The organism is Neptunomonas phycophila, assembly GCF_001922575.1.
Lineage (GTDB): Bacteria > Pseudomonadota > Gammaproteobacteria > Pseudomonadales > Balneatricaceae > Neptunomonas > Neptunomonas phycophila.
On record NZ_MRCI01000002.1, the window covers coordinates 211,633 to 233,200 of the forward strand.

Consider the following 21,568-nt stretch of genomic DNA (forward strand, 5'->3'; position numbering starts at 1 on the left):
TCAGCAGTAGGGCAGAACAGAAACGGCAAGTACGGGTGACTTGCCGTTAAATGATGAGATATTAATAGTGGATAGCGCGCGGTAGCTCTTTAGCTTGAGTTACCCAGCCTTCAACTTGGTTGCTAGAAGGCATTTGAACAACGATGGATTGCTCAGTATTAATTTCTACCATTTTGGCGTGTAAGTTAGCACCATTACGTTGCGCAAGTTCCGGTACGGTGTCTACACCTGCTAACTCAAGTAAATCGGCATAAGCTGTGCTTACCCCTTTGATGCGTGCCAAGTCAGCACGGTTTAGCCACGCTAAAATATCTTTTTCGTCTAAGCCAGAAGCGCTTGCTACCTCTTTACGGCCCTTTTTATCACCACAAACCTCAAGGAATTTTTCCTGAGTTGTCGCGCCTGCTTCTTTTAATTTTGTTGCGCTTGCTTCTGTAATGCCTTTAATGTCGGTCAGCTTAGCCATGCCTTATTTCCTCAGATGTTAGAAGATATCGGATGTATGTGATTGTAAGTAACGCACCTGAACAACAACGAAACAAAAGTTGTCTCATTTTATTCAATAACTTTCACATAGTATGTCGAGTGAAATAATTCTTCCACCCATCTACAGCGGCGGATCGACTTTATGTTCGGTTGAGCTGTTAATTCGAAACCATCCAGCGATGCTGTATCGATCTTTTTTCGTTTTTATTACTTCATGAGGGAACTCATCGCTCAAAAAGATAACAAAGCATCCGGCCTTGGGTTCCACACACATAATCTGATCGCCGCTGATGTTGTATATGATGAGTTCACCGCCGTCATTTTCTGACCACTGGTTATTTAAATACAACACGGTTGTTAGTATCCGGTTTGATTGTCCGGTAAAAGCATCTTGGTGTTTTTTATAGAATCCGTTGGGCGGGTAATGCGCAAAGTGGGATTCGTAATCAAATAAACCTAGGAATAGACGCTTGTTAATGGCTAAGCGAAGGGCTTCCATAGCGGATAAATACAGTGCATCAATAGTGTGTTTTGGATCAAGCCAATGAATGGTATCCGTTCGAATCGTCTGATTAATATGATGATCATCAAGTCGTCCAATACCTGCCGGTTCTAGAATCGCGTCAGGGTGAGTTATGCGTCTCGTTAGACTCTCGATGAGGGTTAACGGTAAAAGGTCGTTAACGACACAATAACCTTGCAGGTATAGTTGTTCGGCCAAATGGTTTAACACAAGGTCAGACATTTGGTTATACTGAACGTTATTATTCAATCTATAGATCTCTGAAATTAAAGAATAGTATTATACTTCCCATATTAAGCGGTTAAGGTAGTGTTATTACACAAGCTGCCGCTGTAAATACAAAGGCACAGTGCCCTCTTTATAGGTAGTCGTTTAATGAAGTTTGTTCGATATAGTGTGTGTTGTGCGTTAGTTATTGCGCTAACTGGGTGTTCTGTTCCTAAGCGTCCTGCAACGGTAGTAGAATCTTATGCTATTGGTGAAGTTGAGGCCGTAGCACCTAAAAAGCAAGGCTTTTTTAGTAAATTGTTTGCGCACTATGCCGATTGGCAAGGCACTCCGTATAAATACGGTGGAACCACAAAACAGGGAGTGGATTGCTCCGCCTTTGTAGCACTCACGTATGCTGAGCTGTTCGATGTGCATTTACCGCGAACGACTAAAGCGCAAGCGAAAATTGGAGATGAAATAAATCGCTGGGAAATGGAGCCCGGTGACTTAGTCTTATTTAAAACCACACCGCGACAGCGACATGTAGGCATTTATATTGGCGAAGATCAGTTCATGCATGCATCATCACGCAAAGGCGTGACAATTTCTAAAATGGACAATCCTTATTGGTCTAAACGATTTTGGAAAGCCGTGCGAACGCAGTTAGATGTATCAGGTTAATTAAGCATCAATATAACACTTTTCAGCAATAGCGCAGGCTGCACGATAGAGTCTGCGACTTATCCACATGTTATCCGCTTTTCTATCCCCGTTTTTTGTTAACAAAACTCGCTTTTTTTAGATAAATTTAAATTTATTTAAAAATAGTATTGATAATAATTCTCATTTCTACTAATCTTAAATGGCTCGCAAGTCATACCGCTTAACACCTCGTTATCGGTATGCTTCACCCAATTATCTGATAGCTTTCTTATCAGGTGATTACACGGTTCTTGTCATTCTGCGGGGCTATATTAGCCCCGTCTTTTTTTCTTGATATCAATTCGATAACGGCTTATGAACTCGATTTTTTAGTCGAAGATTCTACTTTCTTAGTTGTGTTTTTGGTCGACGTCGCTTTCTTGGTGTCTGTCGCTTTTTGTTTAGCGCTACTTGCCGTTTTATTGGTTAAGTTTTTAGTTTCTTTTTTGGCAGCCGTTTTTGTGCTTGATGATTTCTTGTCGGCTGCTTTAGAAATAGATGATTTAGCTTTGGTTCGGCAGTGGGCTTTAACGGAGGCCCCATCAGCTCGTTTGTAGCCTGATACCCAATAGCATGAGTTTGAATTGTCGCAAGCACTTTGTGAGATGCCTTTACAGGCTGAAGCGGCTGACGCTGGCAATGTAGTAAGCGATGAAAGAATGACAATTGAAGATAAAACCGTTTTGAGCGAAGGGATCTGCATTAAAAATTCTCCAGTTTGTTAGTGAGTTCGGAATTCCTTTCCGGCCTCGTATTTAATACACAACAAGATTAACCTTAGTTTAATCCCTTATTTTACAAGTAATTGGCTCTTATTAACCGTGTATTAAGTAACACGGATTACTGATTCGATCTTAGCAATTAGCATTTAATAATTTTTTGAAAATTATTCAGTTTTAAGCCTGTAGGCCGACACGTTTTAACTACACTTCTATACATTGTTTTGTGACGCATCACGTTGAACCTAATTGCCAGGTAGTATTGATTATGAAAAAGACCGACTTGCTTTCTTTAGAGTCCCGCTTACTTTTAGATGCAGCGGCTGCAGTGACATTAACTGACAATACGAATGTGGATGTTAATAGTGATGGGTCTGTAGCAACCGCTTCTGGTCAGGAAGACACCGCTGTCGCACTCGCGGGTGTTGCTATTAGTGATGAGAATGGCTCGGATAATTATTCGCTGCGTTTAACCCTAAATACAGATGCCATTTCAGCGGGTAGCCTTTTCTTGCAAGGTGGAAGTGATGCAGGTACTCAATTAACTCTAACAGGCACCGCATCGGAAATTAATACAGCGCTTGCAGGGGTTCAGGTTCAGCCGGGTAGTAACTATACGGGTGACTTGTCTGTGGCTATGGTTTTAAAGGAAGGTGCTACGGACCGAGACCAAGCGACCTACAATATTGCGTTAACCCCTGTGAACGATGATCCAATACTTTCTAATCCTGCTTTAGAGGTCCAAGAAAGTTCAACAGTCACATTTTCAATTGAAGCACTAGGGTTAAGTGACCCTGATATTGAGTCAGGTGAGCAAGGTTATGACCAACTGATCATAGAGATAGGCTCATTACCGACTAATGGACGGTTATACTTTAGCGGGTCTCCTGTTGCTCCCGGTTCTACATTAGACGCGTCGCAATTAGCGAGTTTGACCTATGTGCATGATGGTAGTGATGTGGCCTCTGGCGATAGTGACTCGTTTGATATCAGAGTGCTTGATGGTGCTGGTGGAGAGGCTGCAGCCAGTTTGTCGGTTAACTTGCTGCCGCTCAATACCGCCCCTGAAATAACGGGGGAGCCAGAGCAGTTTGAAGGAGAAACAACTTCTTTAGGTTTAAGTTACAGTGATGCTGAAGCAGGACATGCTGACACGTCCAGTAGCGCTCAAGTGGCAATAACGGATATATCTGGGCTGACCGATCGCGGTGTTTTATTTTTAGACAGCGATAATGATGGCATTGTTGATGCGGGCGAAGAAATAAGCTCCGTTAGTGATGCTGCCGCACAATTTTCAGCTGATAAGTTGGCATTGCTTTCATTTGCTCACGATGGCGATGAGCCAAATGTTGTAGCGCCAGTTTTTACCATTCAAATAACCGATAACGGTGGTGGTGAGGGCGACGGAGCTAAGATTACAACGTCGCGTGATGTCACCATTGCCATTACTGAGAATAATGATGACCCCATAGCGGTAGTAACAGGCGATCCAATTAACGCCGTTGATACGGGTAACACAGGTGTCACGCTAACACTGGATGATTTAACCGCTACTGATCCAGACAGTACGAATGAGCAGCTCGTCTTTAGTGTTGCCTCTGAACCTGACTTCGGTCAAATCCAGCTAAATCAAGGAACAGTGGCTGTCCCGGATTGGGTAGCACTACCGGTTGGTGGCGTTTTTAGCGTGGCTGATATTGCCGATGGTAAAGTACGTTATGTGCAAACGTCGACAGATGGCAGCTCAACTGATACGGGGCTAAGTTTTACGTTGTCAGATTCAGAATACCGCGCGTTTGACAATGCGGGGGAGGCTGGTGCCTGGAGAGACAGTGAAGGTAACCTACAAACGGGGTCGTTAACCTTTATTATTGGGTCAACCACAGGAGACCCAGCCGATTATGCTACACCAGCCATCAGCGATACTATTGTAAACCAGGGTAGGGCTAACTTTGATGAAGCAGCCACTATAACCATCACCAGTGCCGATCTTTCCTATACGCTCACCGCGAACACTTATACCTTTCCCGCCACACAGGTTGTATACAGTGTCAGTAGCCTACCCAGTAACGGTACGTTGTACTTGGACGGCAATGCAATTGAAGCTTATGGCTCGTTTACTCAAGACGACATAGATAACAATCGAATTACTTTCGAGCATAATGGTAGTGAAGATCATCACGGTAGTTTCTCGTTCATTGTCACTAATGGTGGTAATTATGAAGGAACTGGAAGCTTTACCTTAAACGCATATCCCATTAACGACACTCCGGATGTTGGTGAAACTACAGTAGAGCTGACCGAAGCGACCGCTACAAACGACGGAATAGTGCGAATAGGCTTATCAGATATAGAAATGTCTGACGAAGATGGTTCGCTAAGTACCTTAGACGCGGGTGAAGACCCAAATAGCGAAGGCGGTACTGACGTTCTTTGGTTTCAAATTACAGCCTTACCCGAAGATGGTGTCTTGGAGCGTTGGAACACGTCAAGCTCTGCATGGGAAACTATCACACTAGACGGGGCGTGGTATGAACAGAGCATCCTGTCCAGCTCTGTTGATGGGGGAACCAGTGGTATTCGATATCAACATAGTGGCGGGGATGCATCTGCAAACCTTATTGATAGTTTTACCTATGTTGTACGTGATGATTTAACTGCGGCGGCTGATCCATTAGAGCCCGATACGAGCTCACCCGACCCAGCGGCAAACAATCAATCAGACACGGGCACAGTTACTTTAGAAATTTCAGCGTTTAATGATGCGCCAATTATTGCAGCAACATCAACTGACCCTGATCAGTCTATTACTAACAGTGATGGAAATACCGAAACTACCGCCAATGAAATTCTAGTGGTTGGTGAGGGCGATGAGCAGGTGATCACCTCATCCCATCTAACAGCGATAGACTCTGATAACAGCACTCGCCAATCCACTTTCAAGATAATTAATCTTACGGAAAACGGACGCATTTTATTCAATGGGAAAACACTCATTGTTGGCAGTACGTTTACTCAGGATGATATCGATAATGGTTTCATTAGCTATGAGCATGATGGCTCAGAAACGCGCTCCGACCAGTTTACTTTTGAAGTGAGTGATGGGCCATTAACAACCGCTGTTGGTACTTTTGATATTCAAGTCCAAGCACGTAACGATGCTGCCGAAGTTACGGCTAATCAACCTAACGATTCGTTTGTAACCAGTAATGTGCTGGATCTGGGAGGCGCATTTACCCTATCAGATGTGGATATTAATGATGCCGATTCAGGCTTAGGTGTGGGCGCAGGTGAAACGGATGAGTTAACCGTTACCTTGACGTTGAATGACGGTGCTGATGCTCAAATTTCTAATGCAGATGCATCAATTACACTCAATGATGTTACAGGCTTAACCGTGACGGGGACGCCAGGTACTGATACACAAATCACGTTAACAGGGTCATTGGCCAATTTGCAAGCAGCGTTAACAGGGCTAGGTGTCTCGGCAAGCAATGATTTGGATTCAGCGTTGGTGCTAGTGCTGGACGCTGATGACCGTTTACAAGCAAACAGCTCAGCGGCGAATGGCGGCACAGTCAATGATGATGGCAGTGCCGTTTCGCAAAGCAACAATGTTTCGAGTGCCTCGGTAAATCTCGTTACTTCTACAGTGAACGATGCGCCGGTTGTAACCCTTGCTGCGCAAACGGTGAATGAAGACACCCCAACACTGTTAACGGGGCTTTCTATTTCTGATGTGGACAGTTTTGATGAACAAGTCACTGCTACTGTAGCTGTCACTGCCGGTAGCTTATCTACAACGAACTCAGGCGTGGCTGTCACAGGTAATGGAACGACAGACATCACATTGACCGGGACTGTTGATCAAGTTAATGCGGCTTTGGCTCAAGTACTGTATACGCCAGATGATCAAGATAATGGGACAGAAACTCTGACACTTACAGTAACGGATAGCGACGTTCACGGAGCGAGTTCTTCGTTAAGTGATTCAGAGTCTACTTCTCTCACTATTACCGCTATTAATGACGCGCCACAGTTAAACATAACCGATGATCACTTTACCCTGAATACAGGCACGAACATTGATATTACCGGTGTGAGCATTGCCGATATTAATGATGAAGGTCAAAGCACCTATAACGCAAACCAAGAAGTAGTTTTGAGCGTTTCACAAAATGCTGGGGACGCTGGTGGGCTTATTTCGGTTACAGGAGAAGCAGCCGCAAGCACGCTAACATTGACGGGCACCTTAGCGGATATTAACGCGAAATTAGCAACATTGAATTTTGCACCGACTGACCCTGATGCTGACGATACCGCGGTGATTAATATCGTCTATTCAGATTTGGCAAACGGTGATCAAACAACAGATCAGTCGAATGCGCTCACAGAATCCGGCGCTATCACAATTGATATTAGTAATACCAATGATGCTCCAGTTGTGAATGGTGATGCAACGTTTGCGATGAATGAGGATCAAAGTTTCTCGTTATCAAGTTATACCATCAGTGATGCTGACCATTTTGATACGAGTAGTATGACGATCAGCATTACCGTCACAGAAGGGACACTAGCAGATAGCAGCGGTAACGGAACCCTAAGTGGTGATTCGCGGACGTTAACACTGAATGCTGCCTCGCTTGCTGAGCTAAACGCCTTACTAGCAGCGACGAGTTACTCACCTGACGCTGATTACTTCGGGAGCGATACGTTAACCATTACCGTCACGGATGGCGGTAACACCGGTGATGGCGGCACTTTAAACGATACACTTGCTGTGGCAGTTACCGTTAATAACGTAAATGACCGACCTGATAACACAGGAGTAGATGTTACTCTGGCAGATGAGAACGAAGGGATAGCAGCCCCAGCTGGCGAGACTTTTACTTCTCTCTTGGCCGGTAACTACTCGGATGCCACCGATGACCAAACGGCTAACAATGGAGGGTCAAGCGGCTCTCAAGCTACTGCGCTTTCGTTTATTGCAATAACAGGCAATGCCGCCACCGCCGAACAAGGGGAGTGGCAGGTATTTGTGGGCGGTAGTTGGACGTCAATCAGTACCAGCGCTTCGGATAGCGCCGCGGTTATTGTTACGGCTGATACCTTAGTGCGCTTCTTACCGGCCGACGATTTTAATGGCGAGCCCGGAGAGTTGACGACCCGCTTGGGAGATAACAGCCAGCCAACGATAAGCACAAGCAGCGGCGGGACTGATACTTATAATTTAAGTACAACAGGGGATCTTGGTGCTGATGAAAGTGTCTGGTCGGCCGCGACATCTAATGTCGGTATCCATGTCAATGCGGTGAATGACCCACCAACTATTACAGTTAGCTCGGCAGACCTAGCTGACATTGCCGAAGACTCCACGCCTAGTGGCACATCAGTTTTGGCACTTTATGGTCCTGGCTATGATGACGGGACAGACGGGCAATCTGATACGGCCGTTAATAACGGGAGTGATGCATCGAGCCTCGGCGGTATAGCACTAATAGACAATAGCACCCCTGCTTCTCAGGGCGAGTGGCAGTATAACACCGGTGGAGGCTGGGTAGCTGTCGGCTCTGCTGTAACAACGACCAGCGCGTTGGTGCTAGCGCCTGATGCTGAAATACGCTTTGTGCCCGCAGCAGACTTTCATGGTGTTGTATCTGGCTTGTCGTATGTGGTGGCGGATAGTGATCAAACCGCTCAGAACGGTCAGTTGGTAGATGTTTCCTATTCTGCTACGGGCACCTGGTCTGATTCAGCAAGCCCTGGTGTTACGAAAATCACGGTTAATCCGGTAAATGATGCGCCAGTGGTGGCGGGAGACACCGGAGGCTCCACAACGCCAATAGTATCAATAGAAAATACAGGACAAGGTACAGGATCTGCTGAGGAAAACTTATTTAGTAATGTTACCTTATCAGATATTGATGCAGTACTGGGTAGCGATGATTTTGGCGGCGGCTCAATAACAGTCAATATTGCGGATGCAAGTACGGCGGATCAGCTGCTGGTAGATAGCGGGTTAACGGGCGTGCAATCCACCTCCGCTCCGACGACAGGGCAGTTAGTCATCCAGTTAGCTAGTGGTACGACAGCTGAACAAGTTGTCACTATTGTAGAGGCTATTCGTTTCTCAAATACATCGGATGCACCCAATACCGATGTGCGTGGTTATAACCTTGTCGTCAATGACGGAAACAATAACAACACTTCGGGTGGCCCAAGCTCTGCAAATTCTAATACGCTAAGCGGCTTCTTACAGGTTCAAAATACTAATGACACGCCGACGCCTCAGGCTGATACAAATACGGTTAATGAAGACACAAATGCGTCTGGCAATGTGCTCACAAACGATACGGATCCTGATGTAGAGTCCTTAACTGTCAATGCTGTAAACGGCAATGCAGGCCTAGTCAGTGAAAATGTCGCTGGAGATAACGGCGGTGTCTTTGTTCTCGAATCCAATGGTGATTATACATTCTCACCCGGCTCAGATTTCCAATATTTAAAAGTAGGAGAGCAAATTGATACGCAGGTTACGTATCAAGTCACGGATGCGGATGGTGTAACGGCTACAACTACATTAACGGTAACAGTTACAGGGACGGATGATGTTCCCGTATTAACCCCTGATACTGGAGATGTTGTTGAAGATGATGCCGCAACACTGACGACGTCTGGCACACTTGTCGCTGGAACTAATGGTGATGCCGGTGAAGATAAATTTGTAGCGGAAACCTTAACCGGAACGTATGGGCAATTGGCGGTGGATGAAAACGGTGCTTGGAACTACAGCGCTGATAACAGCCAAACGAGTATTCAAACCATCGCTCAAGGGGATACACGGACGGATACTTTTACTGTAACCAGTGCGGATAACACCACAACAACTACGGTTACTATTACGTTGACGGGCGTTAATGATACACCGGAAGCCAATAATGACAGCGGGGCAACTTCTGAAAATGCGACGCTAACCGTACCGGTCAATGTAGGTCTATTAAGTAACGATACTGATGTCGATAGTGGCGACACGTTATCGGTTGTCGAGGTTGATAATGATACAAATAACCTGAACTCACCGGTATCTGGAAGTACAGGCGGTACTTTTACGGTGGCGGGCGATGGCAGCTACAGCTTTAATCCAGGCACTGACTTTGATTATCTGGCTGCAGGCGAAACGGCAACGACTACCCTGGCTGTATTAGTCAGCGACTCTCAGGGCGCGACTTCATCGTCTTTATTGAGTGTTGTGGTAACAGGGACTAATGATGCGCCTGTGGCAACAACGCCTGCTGCGCAAACAGACTCTGATGGAGCGTCTGTTTCATACGATATCAGCACCTATTTCCTTGATCCTGATACCTCTGACACGCTCTCTTATAGCGTGGATGTCCTGCCTGCGGGGTTATCGCTCAACACAGCAACGGGTGTGATCTCTGGTGATATCGCGCCAAATGCGTCACAAGGTGGAAATACGGCAACACCAGGTCAGTATCAAATCACACTGACGGCTACAGATAATAACTCAGCGACAGAGCAAGCTGTGTTTACATGGACAGTCAGTAATGTTGATCCAACGGCGAATGATGATACGGCTAGTGTCAATGAAGGCGTAGAGTCAGCCGATAGCACGACGGTTGCTGGGAATGTCATCATCACCTCACCAACAAGTGCAGAGAACGACCAAGATGGCGGCGCCGACGCTGATACGTTAAGTTCAGATGCGTGGGTGGCTGGGGAAGCGACACCATTAGCGATATCGGGTGATACAGATATTGTAGGTACTTACGGTACGTTGAGTGTCTCGCTTGATGGTAGTTATAGTTATGCGGTCAATAATGCATTAGCTAGTATTCAGGCGTTAAATACGTCCCAATCTTTGAACGATGTATTTACTTACCAAGTCAGCGATGGCCAAGGCGGAACAGACGAAGCCACATTAACCATCACTATTAATGGCACTAATGATGTACCTGTGACGGTCGGTAGCTTGTCCAACCAGACAGCCAATGATGGCGAAACAATTAGTGATATTGATATCTCCGGGCTATTCGATGATGTTGATAACGGTGCAGTGCTAACCTATAGCGCTGCTGATTTACCCGCAGGCTTAACGCTTAATAGCGCAACCGGTGTTATCAGTGGCCAAGTGGATGGCGATGCCTCCATTAATGGTGCGGCTAGTAACGGTGTTTATAATGTCGTTATTACGGCAACTGATGAAAACTCAACACAGACACAATCGAGCTTCGAATGGGTTGTATCTAATGTTGCTCCTATGGCACAGGACGATGCAGCTAGTGTAAATGAAGGTGAAGCATCTACAGATGTTACCGCTGTCACTGGTAATGTGATCACGGCGGTACAGCCGGGCGATGTAAGCGATGGTGAGCAAAACGGAGATGATGATACCCTCAATGTGACGGGTATTGGTTTCGGCACTCATGTAGCGACAACAACAGCCGTGGATACGGGCCTTTCGGGTAATTATGGCGTTGTGAGCGTAGGTGCAGATGGGGCCTATACCTATCAAGTGGATAATACGCTTGCTGCTGTACAGGCCCTAGCTGATGGTGAGTCCTTCACAGAGGTATTCACCTATAGCATCACGGATGGTCAAGGTGGTAACGATAGTGCATTACTCACCATTACCATCAATGGTACCAACGATGCACCTGAGATCACGGTAAATGCCGGTGATACAGCTGTAAGCAGCCTCACCGAAACCGATGCGGGGCTAACTGACAGTGGCCAATTGAGCCTGACAGACCTCGATACCACCGACACCGTTACGGCCAGCGTGGACAGCTTAACGACCACGGGTGAGCTGGACACACTCAGTAATGCTGATTTATTGAGCATGCTGACCGTCACCAGCGACGTAATCGACGGTACGACACAAAACGGCATAATTGAATGGGACTTTGACAGTGCCGGCACCACCTTTGATTACCTCGCCGAAGGCGAACAACTGGTGCTGACATACAACGTGCTGGTTGAAGATAGCGAAGGCGCGCAAGACACCCAAACGATCACCCTCACGATTAACGGCACTAACGATGTACCTGAGATCACGGTAAATGCCGGTGATACAGCTGCAAGCAGCCTCACCGAAACTGATGCGGGGTTAACTGACAGTGGTCAATTGAGCCTGACAGACCTCGATACCTCCGATACCGTTACGGCCAGCGTGGACAGCTTAACGACCACGGGTGAGCTGGACACACTCAGCAATGCCGATCTATTGAGCATGTTGACCGTCACCAGCGACGTAATCGACGGTACGACACAAAACGGCATAATTGAATGGGACTTTGACAGTGCCGGCACCACCTTTGATTATCTCGCCGAAGGCGAACAATTGGTGCTGACCTACAACGTGCTGCTTGAAGACAGCGAAGGCGCGCAAGACACCCAAACGGTCATACTCACGATTAACGGCACTAACGATGCTCCTGAGATTACGGTAAATGCCGGTGATACAGCTGTAAGCAGCCTCACCGAAACTGATGCGGGGCTAACTGACAGTGGCCAATTGAGCCTGACAGACCTCGATACCACCGACACTGTTGCGGCCAGTGTGGACAGTTTAACCACCACGGGTGAGCTAGACACACTCAGCAATGCCGATCTATTGAGCATGTTGACCGTTACCAGCGACGTAATCGACGGTACGACCCAAAACGGCATAATTGAATGGGACTTTGACAGTGCCGGCACCACCTTCGATTACCTCGCCGAAGGCGAACAACTGGTGCTGACCTACAACGTGCTGGTTGAAGACAGCGAAGGCGCGCAAGCCACTCAAACTGTCACGCTCACGATTAACGGCACTAACGATGCACCTGAGATAACCGTAAATGCGAGCGACAAAGTCAATAGCACCTTGATCGAAACCAATAGTGGTTTGGTAGACAACGGCCAAATCAGCGTTGGGGATCTGGATACAAGCGAAGCGGTTGCCGCGGAGGTGGATAGTGTATCAACCTCTGGTGATACAGGCCCTTACAGCCCTGCTCAGTTGTTAGATATGTTGGCCGTTACCGATGTTGTCATCGGCTCTGGCAGCCAAGCAGGGGTGATGGAGTGGAACTTTGATAGTCAAGGAGCCACCTTCGACCATCTGGCTGATGGCGAGCCGCTTGTCTTGACCTACACAGTCAGTGTGACTGATGCACAAGGCGCGACTAGTCAACAGCTTGTTACCTTGACTATTGAAGGCTCTAATGATGAGCCGGAAATCACCTTAACCCCTACTGATAGTGCGACTGCAGAGTTAACAGAAACCGATGAAGGCCTACAAAGCAAAGGGACTCTATCGGTCACTGACCTTGATACGACAGACGAAGTGATCGCTCGTGTCAGTCACCTTGAAACGACTGGCGATACGCACACATACTCGCCAGATGATTTACTGGCTATGTTAGATGTGACAGCAACCGTTATCGAGAACGGTTCGCAAAATGAGGTTTTAGAGTGGAATTTTGATAGCCAAGATATTGCGTTTGATCACTTAGCTGTAGGGGAGCAGTTAGTGCTTAGTTATACCGTGACAGTTGAAGACGTCCACGGTGCAACAAGTGAGCAGCGGGTTACTATTACTATTAATGGTGCTAAAGATGCGCCAAGCATTACCGTAGAGAACGGCGACACTGCAGAAGTGGAGCTAACAGAAACCAATGAGCCTTTATCAACCGAAGGGCAGTTGAGTATTTTTGATAAGGATACGAGCGACTCCATTGTGGCAGCCGTTGAGAATGTCGCGGTAGTTGGTGATACGCATGGACTGAGCCATGCTGAACTGCAAGCGATGTTGAGTGTAACGGACTTGGTAATCGACAGTGACACGCAAGCGGGAACGCTGGGGTGGAGTTTTGATAGCGCTGAACAAACTTTTGATTACTTAGCCGCTGGCGAAAAGCTCGTTCTTACTTATACCGTCAGTGTTACAGACAGTCAGGGTAACTCCAATACGCACCCTATTGTAGTAACACTGGTTGGCACTAATGACCTTCCAGAAGCAAGCACGGACCTTGATGATACTGCCGTACTTTCTCAGCAGTTGAATGATTCTGAGGTAGTAAATGGCATCGATATTTCAGGGGCTTTCAACGATAAAGATAATGCGGCGGTCTTTAGCTACCAAGCTATTGGTTTGCCGTCTGGGCTGGTTATTGATCCTGAAACCGGTGTTATTAGCGGCCAATTGCGCGCTGATGCTTCCACGGGTGGAAATGCGACAGAGGCAGGTGAGTATTCCGTAACCATTGTCGTTACTGATGAGCAAGGTGGTACTTTTGAATCCACCTTGTTGATTCAAGTGGCTAACCTAGAACCCATTACCACGGATGTAACGGCTACATTAATTGAGGATAGAGTAAGAGAAGCTGAAGGTAATGTGCTATTTGATGATCAAGGCAATGTAATTCAGGTTGACCTAGACGGTGATGATTTGCGCATCAGCCAGATTGACTCCCTAACGATACCTGTTGGGGAAACGGTGGAAGTTGTAGGCACTTACGGTGTGTTGAGCATTTCGTCTGATGGCACATGGCATTATGAGCAAACCCGCACATCGGTAGCATTACAGTCGCTTAATTTTGGCGAAACAGGCATTGATCAGTTTGCGTTTACGGTTAACGACTCACAAGGTGGAGCTGTTATTAGCCAGTTGATCATCACTATCGAAGGTGATGCTGAGCCGCACGTTGCGTCGGAGCCGGTTGAACAAGCGCCTTTATCTTCTGACTCGCAAGCTAACGTATCTACTGGTGATAGTTCATCTGGTACAGGAGGTTTTGGGGGCGGAAGCGCTAGCGACAATAATTTAGGAGCGGCGGCCTCGGTCATTGAGTCCTATACGGATAAGGTTATTCAAAATATCCGCATTGAGCCTGTGCAGCTATCAGTGGCTTTGCGGGATATCGTCGTTAATGAATCGTTATATAAGTTTTCATTACCGCCTGGTGCATTCGAAAGTACAAATAATGAGGATATATCGATAGAGGCGACGTTGCCTGACGGTAGTCCTCTTCCTGACTATATTAATTTCGATGAAGAATCTGGCACATTCATAATATCGCGCGACATAGCGTTGGCGCAGGGCATTGAAAAAATCGAAGTTAAAGTCACGGGTGAAGATGAATCCGGTAATGAAGCGAGCACCAGTTTTATTATTTACCTCGTCAATGAAGATCAAGCTAATGGAGGCCCTTCTTCAGCCTCTGCCGAATTATTTGCAAATAATTCAACTGTTGCCGGTCAAGTTTCTGAACCACTAGTCGCTATTACACAAAGTAGTGGGCGAGACACAACAGTTAAAGTGGCATCAAAAGAAATGTCTGGATCGGTAGAGTCATTATCCATTCAACTAGCATCAGCGGGACAAGGAGCTTTTGAACAAGAGCTCACGCACTCTTTGGATATGTTGATGGAATTGTTACAGGAAGAGGGATAGTTCCTCAAAAGCAGGCTACGGAAGAAAATGTTAACTATGTTATTTAGGCCAAATATGAAAGTTATTCAGGGTTCGATTAATAAAGTTTCGATGAAAGTTGTAGGTAAAGTCGCAGTGCTAGGCACGAGCATTTTAATCATTGCCGGGTGTAGTACTGTCCAACGTGATCCAATGGCTTTGAATGAAATAGAGTCAGCGATAGAGGCTGATAAAGCATTGTTTTTGGAGGCGTCACCTCCCTTGTCGAAACCGTTGACTCTAGCTGAAGCCATGGCGCATGCGCTCAAGTATAACGTGAACAACCGGGTTCGTTTGATGGAGCAAGCATTGGCCGATCAAAGTTTCCGCTTAGCAAAAATGGATATGTTGCCGCTATTGGCAGCAAATGCTGGTTTAACAAGCCGCAGCAATGTTGATGCCTCAAGCAGTGAATCAGTTGAGACAGGTATCGAGAGTCTAGAGCCATCAACGTCGACTGATCAGTCGCGCCGTAATGCAGATCTACGCTTGTCATGGAATGCATTGGACTTTGGCGTTAGTTACCTCAAAGCAAAGCAAGAAGCAGATCGTTTTGAAATTGCCCGTTATGAACGTCGCGATATTATGTCTAAGCTACTGCAAGAAACGCGCGCGGCGTATTGGAAGGCTGCTGTAACTCAAGAGCTTAGGCCAAAAATTGAAGAGTTGTTACAGCGAACAGATAAAGCGTTGCAAAACTTAGAGAAAATACAAAAAGAAAAGCTTCGTGCACCGGTTGTTGTTTTACAAGAACGCCGCAAACTACTTTCCATTACACGCAACTTAAAAAGTCTTCAGCAGTCAGTTGATGCCGCTCAAATTGAACTTGCTAATATTATTAATCAGCCACCTAGTACAGTGGTTACTTTAAGTGTTCCTAAAAAGCGTCCTGAGTTAACACGCTTTGATCAGGTAGATATTGAGCAGCTCGAAAGAACAGCGCTTAGCAATAACGTTGATTACATTGGTGAGTTATACAATGCGAGAATAGCGCAGCGCGAAGCCAAGAAATCTATGCTACGAATGTTCCCAGGGCTAGAGTTCTCTTACGCTGGTAACTATGACAGTAATAGCTACTTATACAACAGCACTTGGGGGCAGGCTGGTATTCGCATTAGTTGGAATATTATGCGTTTGTTCTCAATGGGGATCATTAAAGACCAAAATGAAGCTCGTGAATACATGGTTGAGGCTCGTCGTATGGCCGCAAGCATGGGGGTTATCGCGCAGGTGAATTTGGGTTGGCAGCAGTACCGCAATGCAATTGATGCTTTAGACTTGTCTCAACAGTTCGAGGAGCTTGATAACCAAATAGCGGGTTTTAACTCTCAGGCACGAGCTAGCAGCGCCATATCAGGTACTGAGTCATTACTGTCTGAGGCTCGCGCGGTTAATTCGCAGCTTACCAATTTGCTGTCATATGCTGAAGCCCAAGAAGCATACGGGAACTTTATGCTGAGTGTCGGTTTTAACCCCGTTCCTAGTGACTACCAACATTACAGCATAGAAGAGCTGGCTTCTGTTATTACTCAAGGCTTTGATCTGTGGGCATCAGGAGTACCCAGTGAACAGCAATTGCGTCAATTTAGCAGCCAAACGCATGATATAGCGATAACTAAGGTTGAGGGGTAAGCTAATGCGAAAGCAACATTCTTTAGTCGCCGTCCTCTTAAGCTGTTTAGCGTCGCTTAGCTATGCTCAAGAATCTCAGGTAAGAGGGCAATTGACTGCATTGAACATGACTCAATTAGCTGCTCCCATAGCAGGTAGAGTGATAGAGCTTAAGAAGCGTGCAGGCGAAGAGGTAAAAGCAGGCGATCTGCTTGCCTCTTTTGATTGTCGTTCAATTAAAGCAGAAGAGAATGTTGCCTCCGCTCGGTTATCAGCCGCGAACACTAAGTATAAAGTGAATAAGAGACTCGCTAAGTACGATAATGTGAGTAGTTTGGATGTTGAGCTATCTCGAGCTGATGTTGTAGAAGCCAATGCCGCACTAAAACTTGTACGCGTTCGCTTAGACGACTGCAACGTTAACGCGCCTTTTGATGCTGAAGTGATCAGCCGCGATGTTAATTTACATCAACATGTATCCGTAGGTGATCCTTTATTTGGTTTGGTGAGTAAAGCGGATATGGAAATTGAAGCGGTCATCCCTGCCAAGTGGCTAAGTTATGTGAAAGCAGGTACATCCGTAACTTTCACCTCGGATACCACAGGAGAGCAAGTTCAAGGAGAAATAGCCCGTATCATTGATAATGTTGATCCTGTAAGCCAAACCTTAAAAGTAATCGCCACACCCACGCTTCCTGATGAGCATGCCTTTAAACCGGGTATGAGTGGCGTAGTTAACTTTGCGAATGACAATTTGGCGGTGGCTGCGGGGGCAGAATGAGCGCTGCTATTGATGTTAAACGTGAGGCGCCAGTTACAACCGATCGTTTGGCGGCTGTGCTGACGTTACAAAAAAGGCTGTTAGCTGCTAAAAATCGTCGCGAAGCTGAATATATCTTAGTGAATGATACGGCTTATTTGGTGAAAGCTCGTCAAATGTTGTTTGTATACAATCAGCAGCTCAGCAGTCATTCTTCAGTACCCGATATTTCGGCCCAAACGCCTTATTTGTTGTGGGCCAAAAAAGTTGTTCAGTCTCTATCCGGTTTGTTTATTGAGCAAACTTCGCCACAAGTTGTATCAAAAGAGCAGGTCAACCCAGAATCCTTTCGTCAAGAGTGGCCAAGCTATTGGCCTGAGCATGGGCTTTGGGTGCCTATGGTGTGGAGAGGGCAGACACTGGGCGCTCTATTGATATTGAGAGAAGGCTTGTGGAAAGAGGCTGAAAAACAACTGTTACAACATTGGGTGGCTAGTGCTGCTCCGGTAATTTCCCAAGCCGAAAGTAAAGGGCCGTCAGCCTCTAAAAAGCGGGTGTATGGCGTTGTACTTGCCGCTTTGATCCTTATTGGCTTGTGTTGGCCTGTGCATTTAACGGTGTTATCTGATGCAGAGGTTGTCCCTAAAGCCACCCAGTTAGTACGTGCTCCGTTAGATGGGATAATCAAAACTGTTCATGTAGAGCCGAATCAGCGTGTCGAAAAAGGGCAAGTTTTACTGACCTTAGATGACTCAGCGCTTTATGGTCAGCTTGAAAAATCACGTCAAGCACTTGCTGTTATTGATGCTGAGTATCGGCGTAGCTTGCAGCAGGCGATGAGTAACCCAGCGAGCAATGCGGAAGTGCCTTTGTTAGCAGCGCGAGTGAAACAAGCGCAAAGCGAAGTTGATTTTTTACAAGGTGAGCTAAAGCGTGTCAGTGTCATCGCCCCGCAAACGGGTGTAGCCATGATCAGTTCAGTTAATGACTGGTTAGGTAAGCCAGTTGCTTTGGGTGAAAAGATAATGGCCGTAGCAGGTAGTCACGGTGAAGATGTTGAGCTGTGGATACCCAGTGCGGATAACATTCCTCTTCCTGATGGTGCTCCCATTAAGCTGTATTGGAATGTTGACCCATCCACAGTAATGCATGCTCAGCTGCTACATGTGAACTATCGCGCAGAAATGTCTCCCAGCGGTGTTGTGGCATACCGAGGTCGAGCTAAGCTGTTAGAAAGCAATAACCCCCCTATTGCGGGTTGGCGAGGTATCGCTAGAATCGAAGGAGAAAAAGTCAGTCTGTTCTTTTACTTCTTTAGGCGTCCCCTAGCGAGTTTACGGAGCTGGTTGGGAGTCTAGTATGGACAATAACCCCCAGTTGCCTGTTTTACGCCAAGACCTTCACCTTACTGCATTGACGAATGAGCCTGATGGGCATCGGCGCTGGTTACTTCAAGACCCTGTTACCCAGAGTTTCCATCGTATCGGTGAGGCTGTTGTCGACTTATTGCCTTTTTTTCGAGGGCAGTTATTGTCTGAAGCTTTAGAGGCCGCAGGGCAGGCATTAAAGCGAACGGTCGATACACAAGAAATGCTCGATATTGCTTCTTTTTTACGTCAACACCATTTGGTATGGGGAGACGACCAACAAAAGTCCTACTTTGAGAAACAAAAGCAGGCAAAGCCGACAGGGATTCGTTGGTTATTACAGCATTATTTATTTATTAAGTTGCCGCTTTCGAACCCCGATCGTTGGTTGTCTAATCATGTGACTCAAGTCGCATGGATGGGGCATTATGCTGTTCGCATAGTGATTTGTGCGCTGTTGGTTTGGGGTGTGTGGCTAACTGTTCATCAGTGGGATAGCTTCATAGCAAGTTTTGCAGCCTTGAAAGAAGCTGCTGGATGGTGGTCTCTCTTTTTCGCTTTAGTGTTTGTGAAAATACTGCATGAGTTAGGTCATGCGTTTACGGCTAAATATTTAGGCTGCAAAGTGCCTGTAATCGGCTTATCGTTTATTGTAGGTTGGCCGATTCTATATACAGATACGACCGATGTTTGGCGTATACAAAATGCGAGGTCTCGACTCAGGGTTGGGCTAGCAGGAATATGGGTTGAACTCTATGTAGCCGTCCTAGCGCTTATCGCTTGGCATATTTTACCAGCCGGATGGCTACGAGATATATGTTTTTGGTTGGCAACAACCACTTGGATAATGTCGGTACTTGTTAACTTTAATCCCCTGATGCGCTTTGATGGTTATTACATTCTAACCGATGCTTTTCAATTTCCTAATTTAGAGTCGCGTTCACAAGCGCTCGCACGCTGGCAATTGCGCGAATGGTTGTTTGGGGATAACCGCACGCCACCAGAGCGACCCAATAAAGCTGTTATTTGGTTTGCTTTTTTTGTATGGGTTTATCGCTTCTTTCTCTTTTTAGGGATAGCCGTTGCCGTTTACCTTTTCTTTTTTAAGCTGCTTGGCCTAGCTCTTTTTTGTGTTGAAATTTGGTATTTCATTGCTCGTCCAGTCATGCGGGAGATGGGGCGATGGAAACAGGAAAAGCATTTGATGAAATGGAATAGAGCAAAACTACGAACATTATTTATCCTAATTTTACTGGTGGCAGCCTTTTGCATTCCTTGGAAAACTGGGGTGCGCTCACCTGCTTTAATGGCTTATGAATCACAACGAGTGACGGCTCCAATTGGTGGACAGCTTCTAGCACTGCCTTCGCTGGGCGATACCGTTAGTGCGGGAGACACCTTCGCGTTTATTGAGAATGCCGATCTTCGTTTCCGTCTTGGAAACAGTGTCGATTATCAAGAGCAGCTTAATTGGCAATTAGAATCCCAAGGTCTAGATGCTCGTTTTTTGGATAATAGCCCCCTAGTTCGGGCCGAGCTATCCACACAGAGCGAGCGAGTCAAAAACCTACAGAGCCAACTGGATGTAGGTCAGATTCGAGCTGACATAAATGCCACGGTTGCTGATATCAATGATGATATTCAGATGCACGATTGGGTGAGCAAAGGTGAGCACTTGCTTACGCTGGTTGCCCCTAGTTCGGTGACCATCATAGCTTGGGTGGATGAATCGAGTTTGTTGCTGTTATCAAAAGGGACCCACGCGAGTTTTTATCAAGATGATCACCCCGCCAGTCCTATACCGTTAATGATAAACAGTATCGCAATGCATCCAATATCTCAGTTGGATCGCCCTGAAATGGCGAAGCGTTTTGGTGGGCGTATCGATGTACTGGAAAATGAAAAAGGGGAGTTAAAACCATTAGCTAGCCTGTACGAAGTTTCATTAGCACCCGCCGATCAGAGAGGTATTTCAGGTGTTGTGCAACAAGGTATGGTGACGTTTGATGTACAACCGGAAAGCGCCCTTACTCGTGTTTATAAAAAAGTGCTAGGCATTTGGTATAGAGAAAGTGTGTTTTGATCAGAAACTAGCACACTCATCTCGATTAAAACGGTGTAGTGGGTGCCTGTTTAGGTTAATCTCTCGCGAACAGAAGTAGAGTTTATATAGTCGATGAGAACACAACTGATCACCCGTGAAGGGTATAACGCCCTTAAAAAAGAGCTGGATTATTTATGGCGCCAGGAGCGTCCTGAGGTAACGAAAAAGGTAACTTGGGCCGCAAGCCTCGGCGATCGAAGTGAGAATGCCGATTACCAATACAATAAAAAGCGCTTACGAGAAATCGACCGGCGTGTTCGTTACTTAAGTAAATGTATCGAAAACCTAAAAATTGTTGATTACTCGCCAGAACAAGAAGGCCGTGTTTTCTTTGGTGCTTGGGTTAGTATCGAAAGTGAGAGCGGTGAGCAAAAACGGTTTCGTATCGCTGGCTATGATGAAATTTTTGGTCGTCAAGACTATATATCGATCGATTCCCCCATGGCGCGTGCATTGCTTAAAAAGTCAGTGGGTGATGAAGCTGCCGTCATTACACCTGCAGGCGAGGCCTACTGGTATATTAATCAAATAGAATATAATGTCGGCGAATCATAATAGCGTTCTTCTTTAAGATTTCTGACGATGTGCCGATATAAACACCTATCGCGTTA

At 46.3% G+C, this 21,568-nt stretch carries 10 protein-coding genes; 8 read left to right on the forward strand and 2 right to left on the reverse strand.

Annotation, left to right across the window (positions count from 1 at the left end; translation table 11 throughout):
* Positions 1–61: 61 nt before the first annotated feature.
* Entirely contained in the window at positions 62–466 is a 405-nt protein-coding gene (locus BS617_RS14945) for a DUF4332 domain-containing protein (RefSeq protein ID WP_075173783.1), read from the reverse strand.
* Positions 467–607: 141 nt separating this feature from the next.
* Positions 608–1,231, reverse strand: coding sequence for a 2OG-Fe(II) oxygenase (locus BS617_RS14950; RefSeq protein WP_075173784.1), 624 nt, complete (start codon positions 1,229–1,231; stop codon positions 608–610).
* A 153-nt stretch (positions 1,232–1,384) separates the two neighbouring features.
* On the opposite strand from BS617_RS14950, the gene BS617_RS14955 reads away from it, so the two are divergent.
* The 8 genes from BS617_RS14955 to greB all read left to right on the forward strand — a co-directional run bounded on the left by BS617_RS14955 (position 1,385) and on the right by greB (position 21,512).
* A complete protein-coding gene (locus tag BS617_RS14955) occupies positions 1,385–1,900 on the forward strand; it encodes an NlpC/P60 family protein (RefSeq protein ID WP_075173785.1) in 516 nt (171 codons plus the stop codon).
* A gap of 257 nt (positions 1,901–2,157) precedes the next feature.
* Positions 2,158–2,478, forward strand: a complete 321-nt coding sequence (locus BS617_RS14960) for a hypothetical protein (protein ID WP_139303215.1) — start codon at positions 2,158–2,160, stop codon at positions 2,476–2,478.
* A gap of 430 nt (positions 2,479–2,908) precedes the next feature.
* On the forward strand, positions 2,909–15,097 hold the full coding sequence (locus BS617_RS18185) for a VCBS domain-containing protein (RefSeq protein ID WP_075173787.1): 12,189 nt from the start codon (positions 2,909–2,911) through the stop codon (positions 15,095–15,097).
* 54 nt (positions 15,098–15,151) lie between these two features.
* Positions 15,152–16,747: a TolC family protein gene (locus tag BS617_RS14970; RefSeq protein WP_170870368.1), complete on the forward strand. Its 1,596-nt coding sequence runs from the start codon at positions 15,152–15,154 to the stop codon at positions 16,745–16,747.
* A gap of 4 nt (positions 16,748–16,751) precedes the next feature.
* Positions 16,752–17,507 carry an efflux RND transporter periplasmic adaptor subunit gene (locus BS617_RS14975; protein WP_075173789.1) on the forward strand — a complete coding sequence of 252 codons (756 nt, stop codon included), beginning with the start codon at positions 16,752–16,754 and terminating at the stop codon, positions 17,505–17,507.
* Positions 17,504–18,844, forward strand: coding sequence for an efflux RND transporter periplasmic adaptor subunit (locus tag BS617_RS14980; RefSeq protein WP_075173790.1), 1,341 nt, complete (start codon positions 17,504–17,506; stop codon positions 18,842–18,844). Before BS617_RS14975 ends, BS617_RS14980 begins: the two co-directional genes overlap by 4 nt.
* A gap of 1 nt (position 18,845) precedes the next feature.
* Positions 18,846–20,936: an HlyD family efflux transporter periplasmic adaptor subunit gene (locus tag BS617_RS14985; RefSeq protein ID WP_075173791.1), complete on the forward strand. Its 2,091-nt coding sequence runs from the start codon at positions 18,846–18,848 to the stop codon at positions 20,934–20,936.
* Between the two features lie 93 nt (positions 20,937–21,029).
* A complete protein-coding gene (greB, locus tag BS617_RS14990) occupies positions 21,030–21,512 on the forward strand; it encodes a transcription elongation factor GreB (protein WP_075173792.1) in 483 nt (160 codons plus the stop codon).
* The last annotated feature ends 56 nt before the right edge of the window (positions 21,513–21,568 follow it).

Excerpts from the sequence above, each read along its gene's own strand:
- BS617_RS14945 (WP_075173783.1), bottom strand. The coding sequence starts at position 466 with ATGGCTAAGCTGACCGACATTAAAGGCATTACAGAAGCAAGCGCAACA.
- BS617_RS14950 (WP_075173784.1), bottom strand. The coding sequence starts at position 1,231 with ATGTCTGACCTTGTGTTAAACCATTTGGCCGAACAACTATACCTGCAA.
- BS617_RS14955 (WP_075173785.1), top strand. The coding sequence starts at position 1,385 with ATGAAGTTTGTTCGATATAGTGTGTGTTGTGCGTTAGTTATTGCGCTA.
- BS617_RS18185 (WP_075173787.1), top strand. The coding sequence starts at position 2,909 with ATGAAAAAGACCGACTTGCTTTCTTTAGAGTCCCGCTTACTTTTAGAT.
- BS617_RS14970 (WP_170870368.1), top strand. The coding sequence starts at position 15,152 with ATGAAAGTTATTCAGGGTTCGATTAATAAAGTTTCGATGAAAGTTGTA.
- BS617_RS14975 (WP_075173789.1), top strand. The coding sequence starts at position 16,752 with ATGCGAAAGCAACATTCTTTAGTCGCCGTCCTCTTAAGCTGTTTAGCG.
- BS617_RS14980 (WP_075173790.1), top strand. The coding sequence starts at position 17,504 with ATGAGCGCTGCTATTGATGTTAAACGTGAGGCGCCAGTTACAACCGAT.
- BS617_RS14985 (WP_075173791.1), top strand. The coding sequence starts at position 18,846 with ATGGACAATAACCCCCAGTTGCCTGTTTTACGCCAAGACCTTCACCTT.
- greB (WP_075173792.1), top strand. The coding sequence starts at position 21,030 with ATGAGAACACAACTGATCACCCGTGAAGGGTATAACGCCCTTAAAAAA.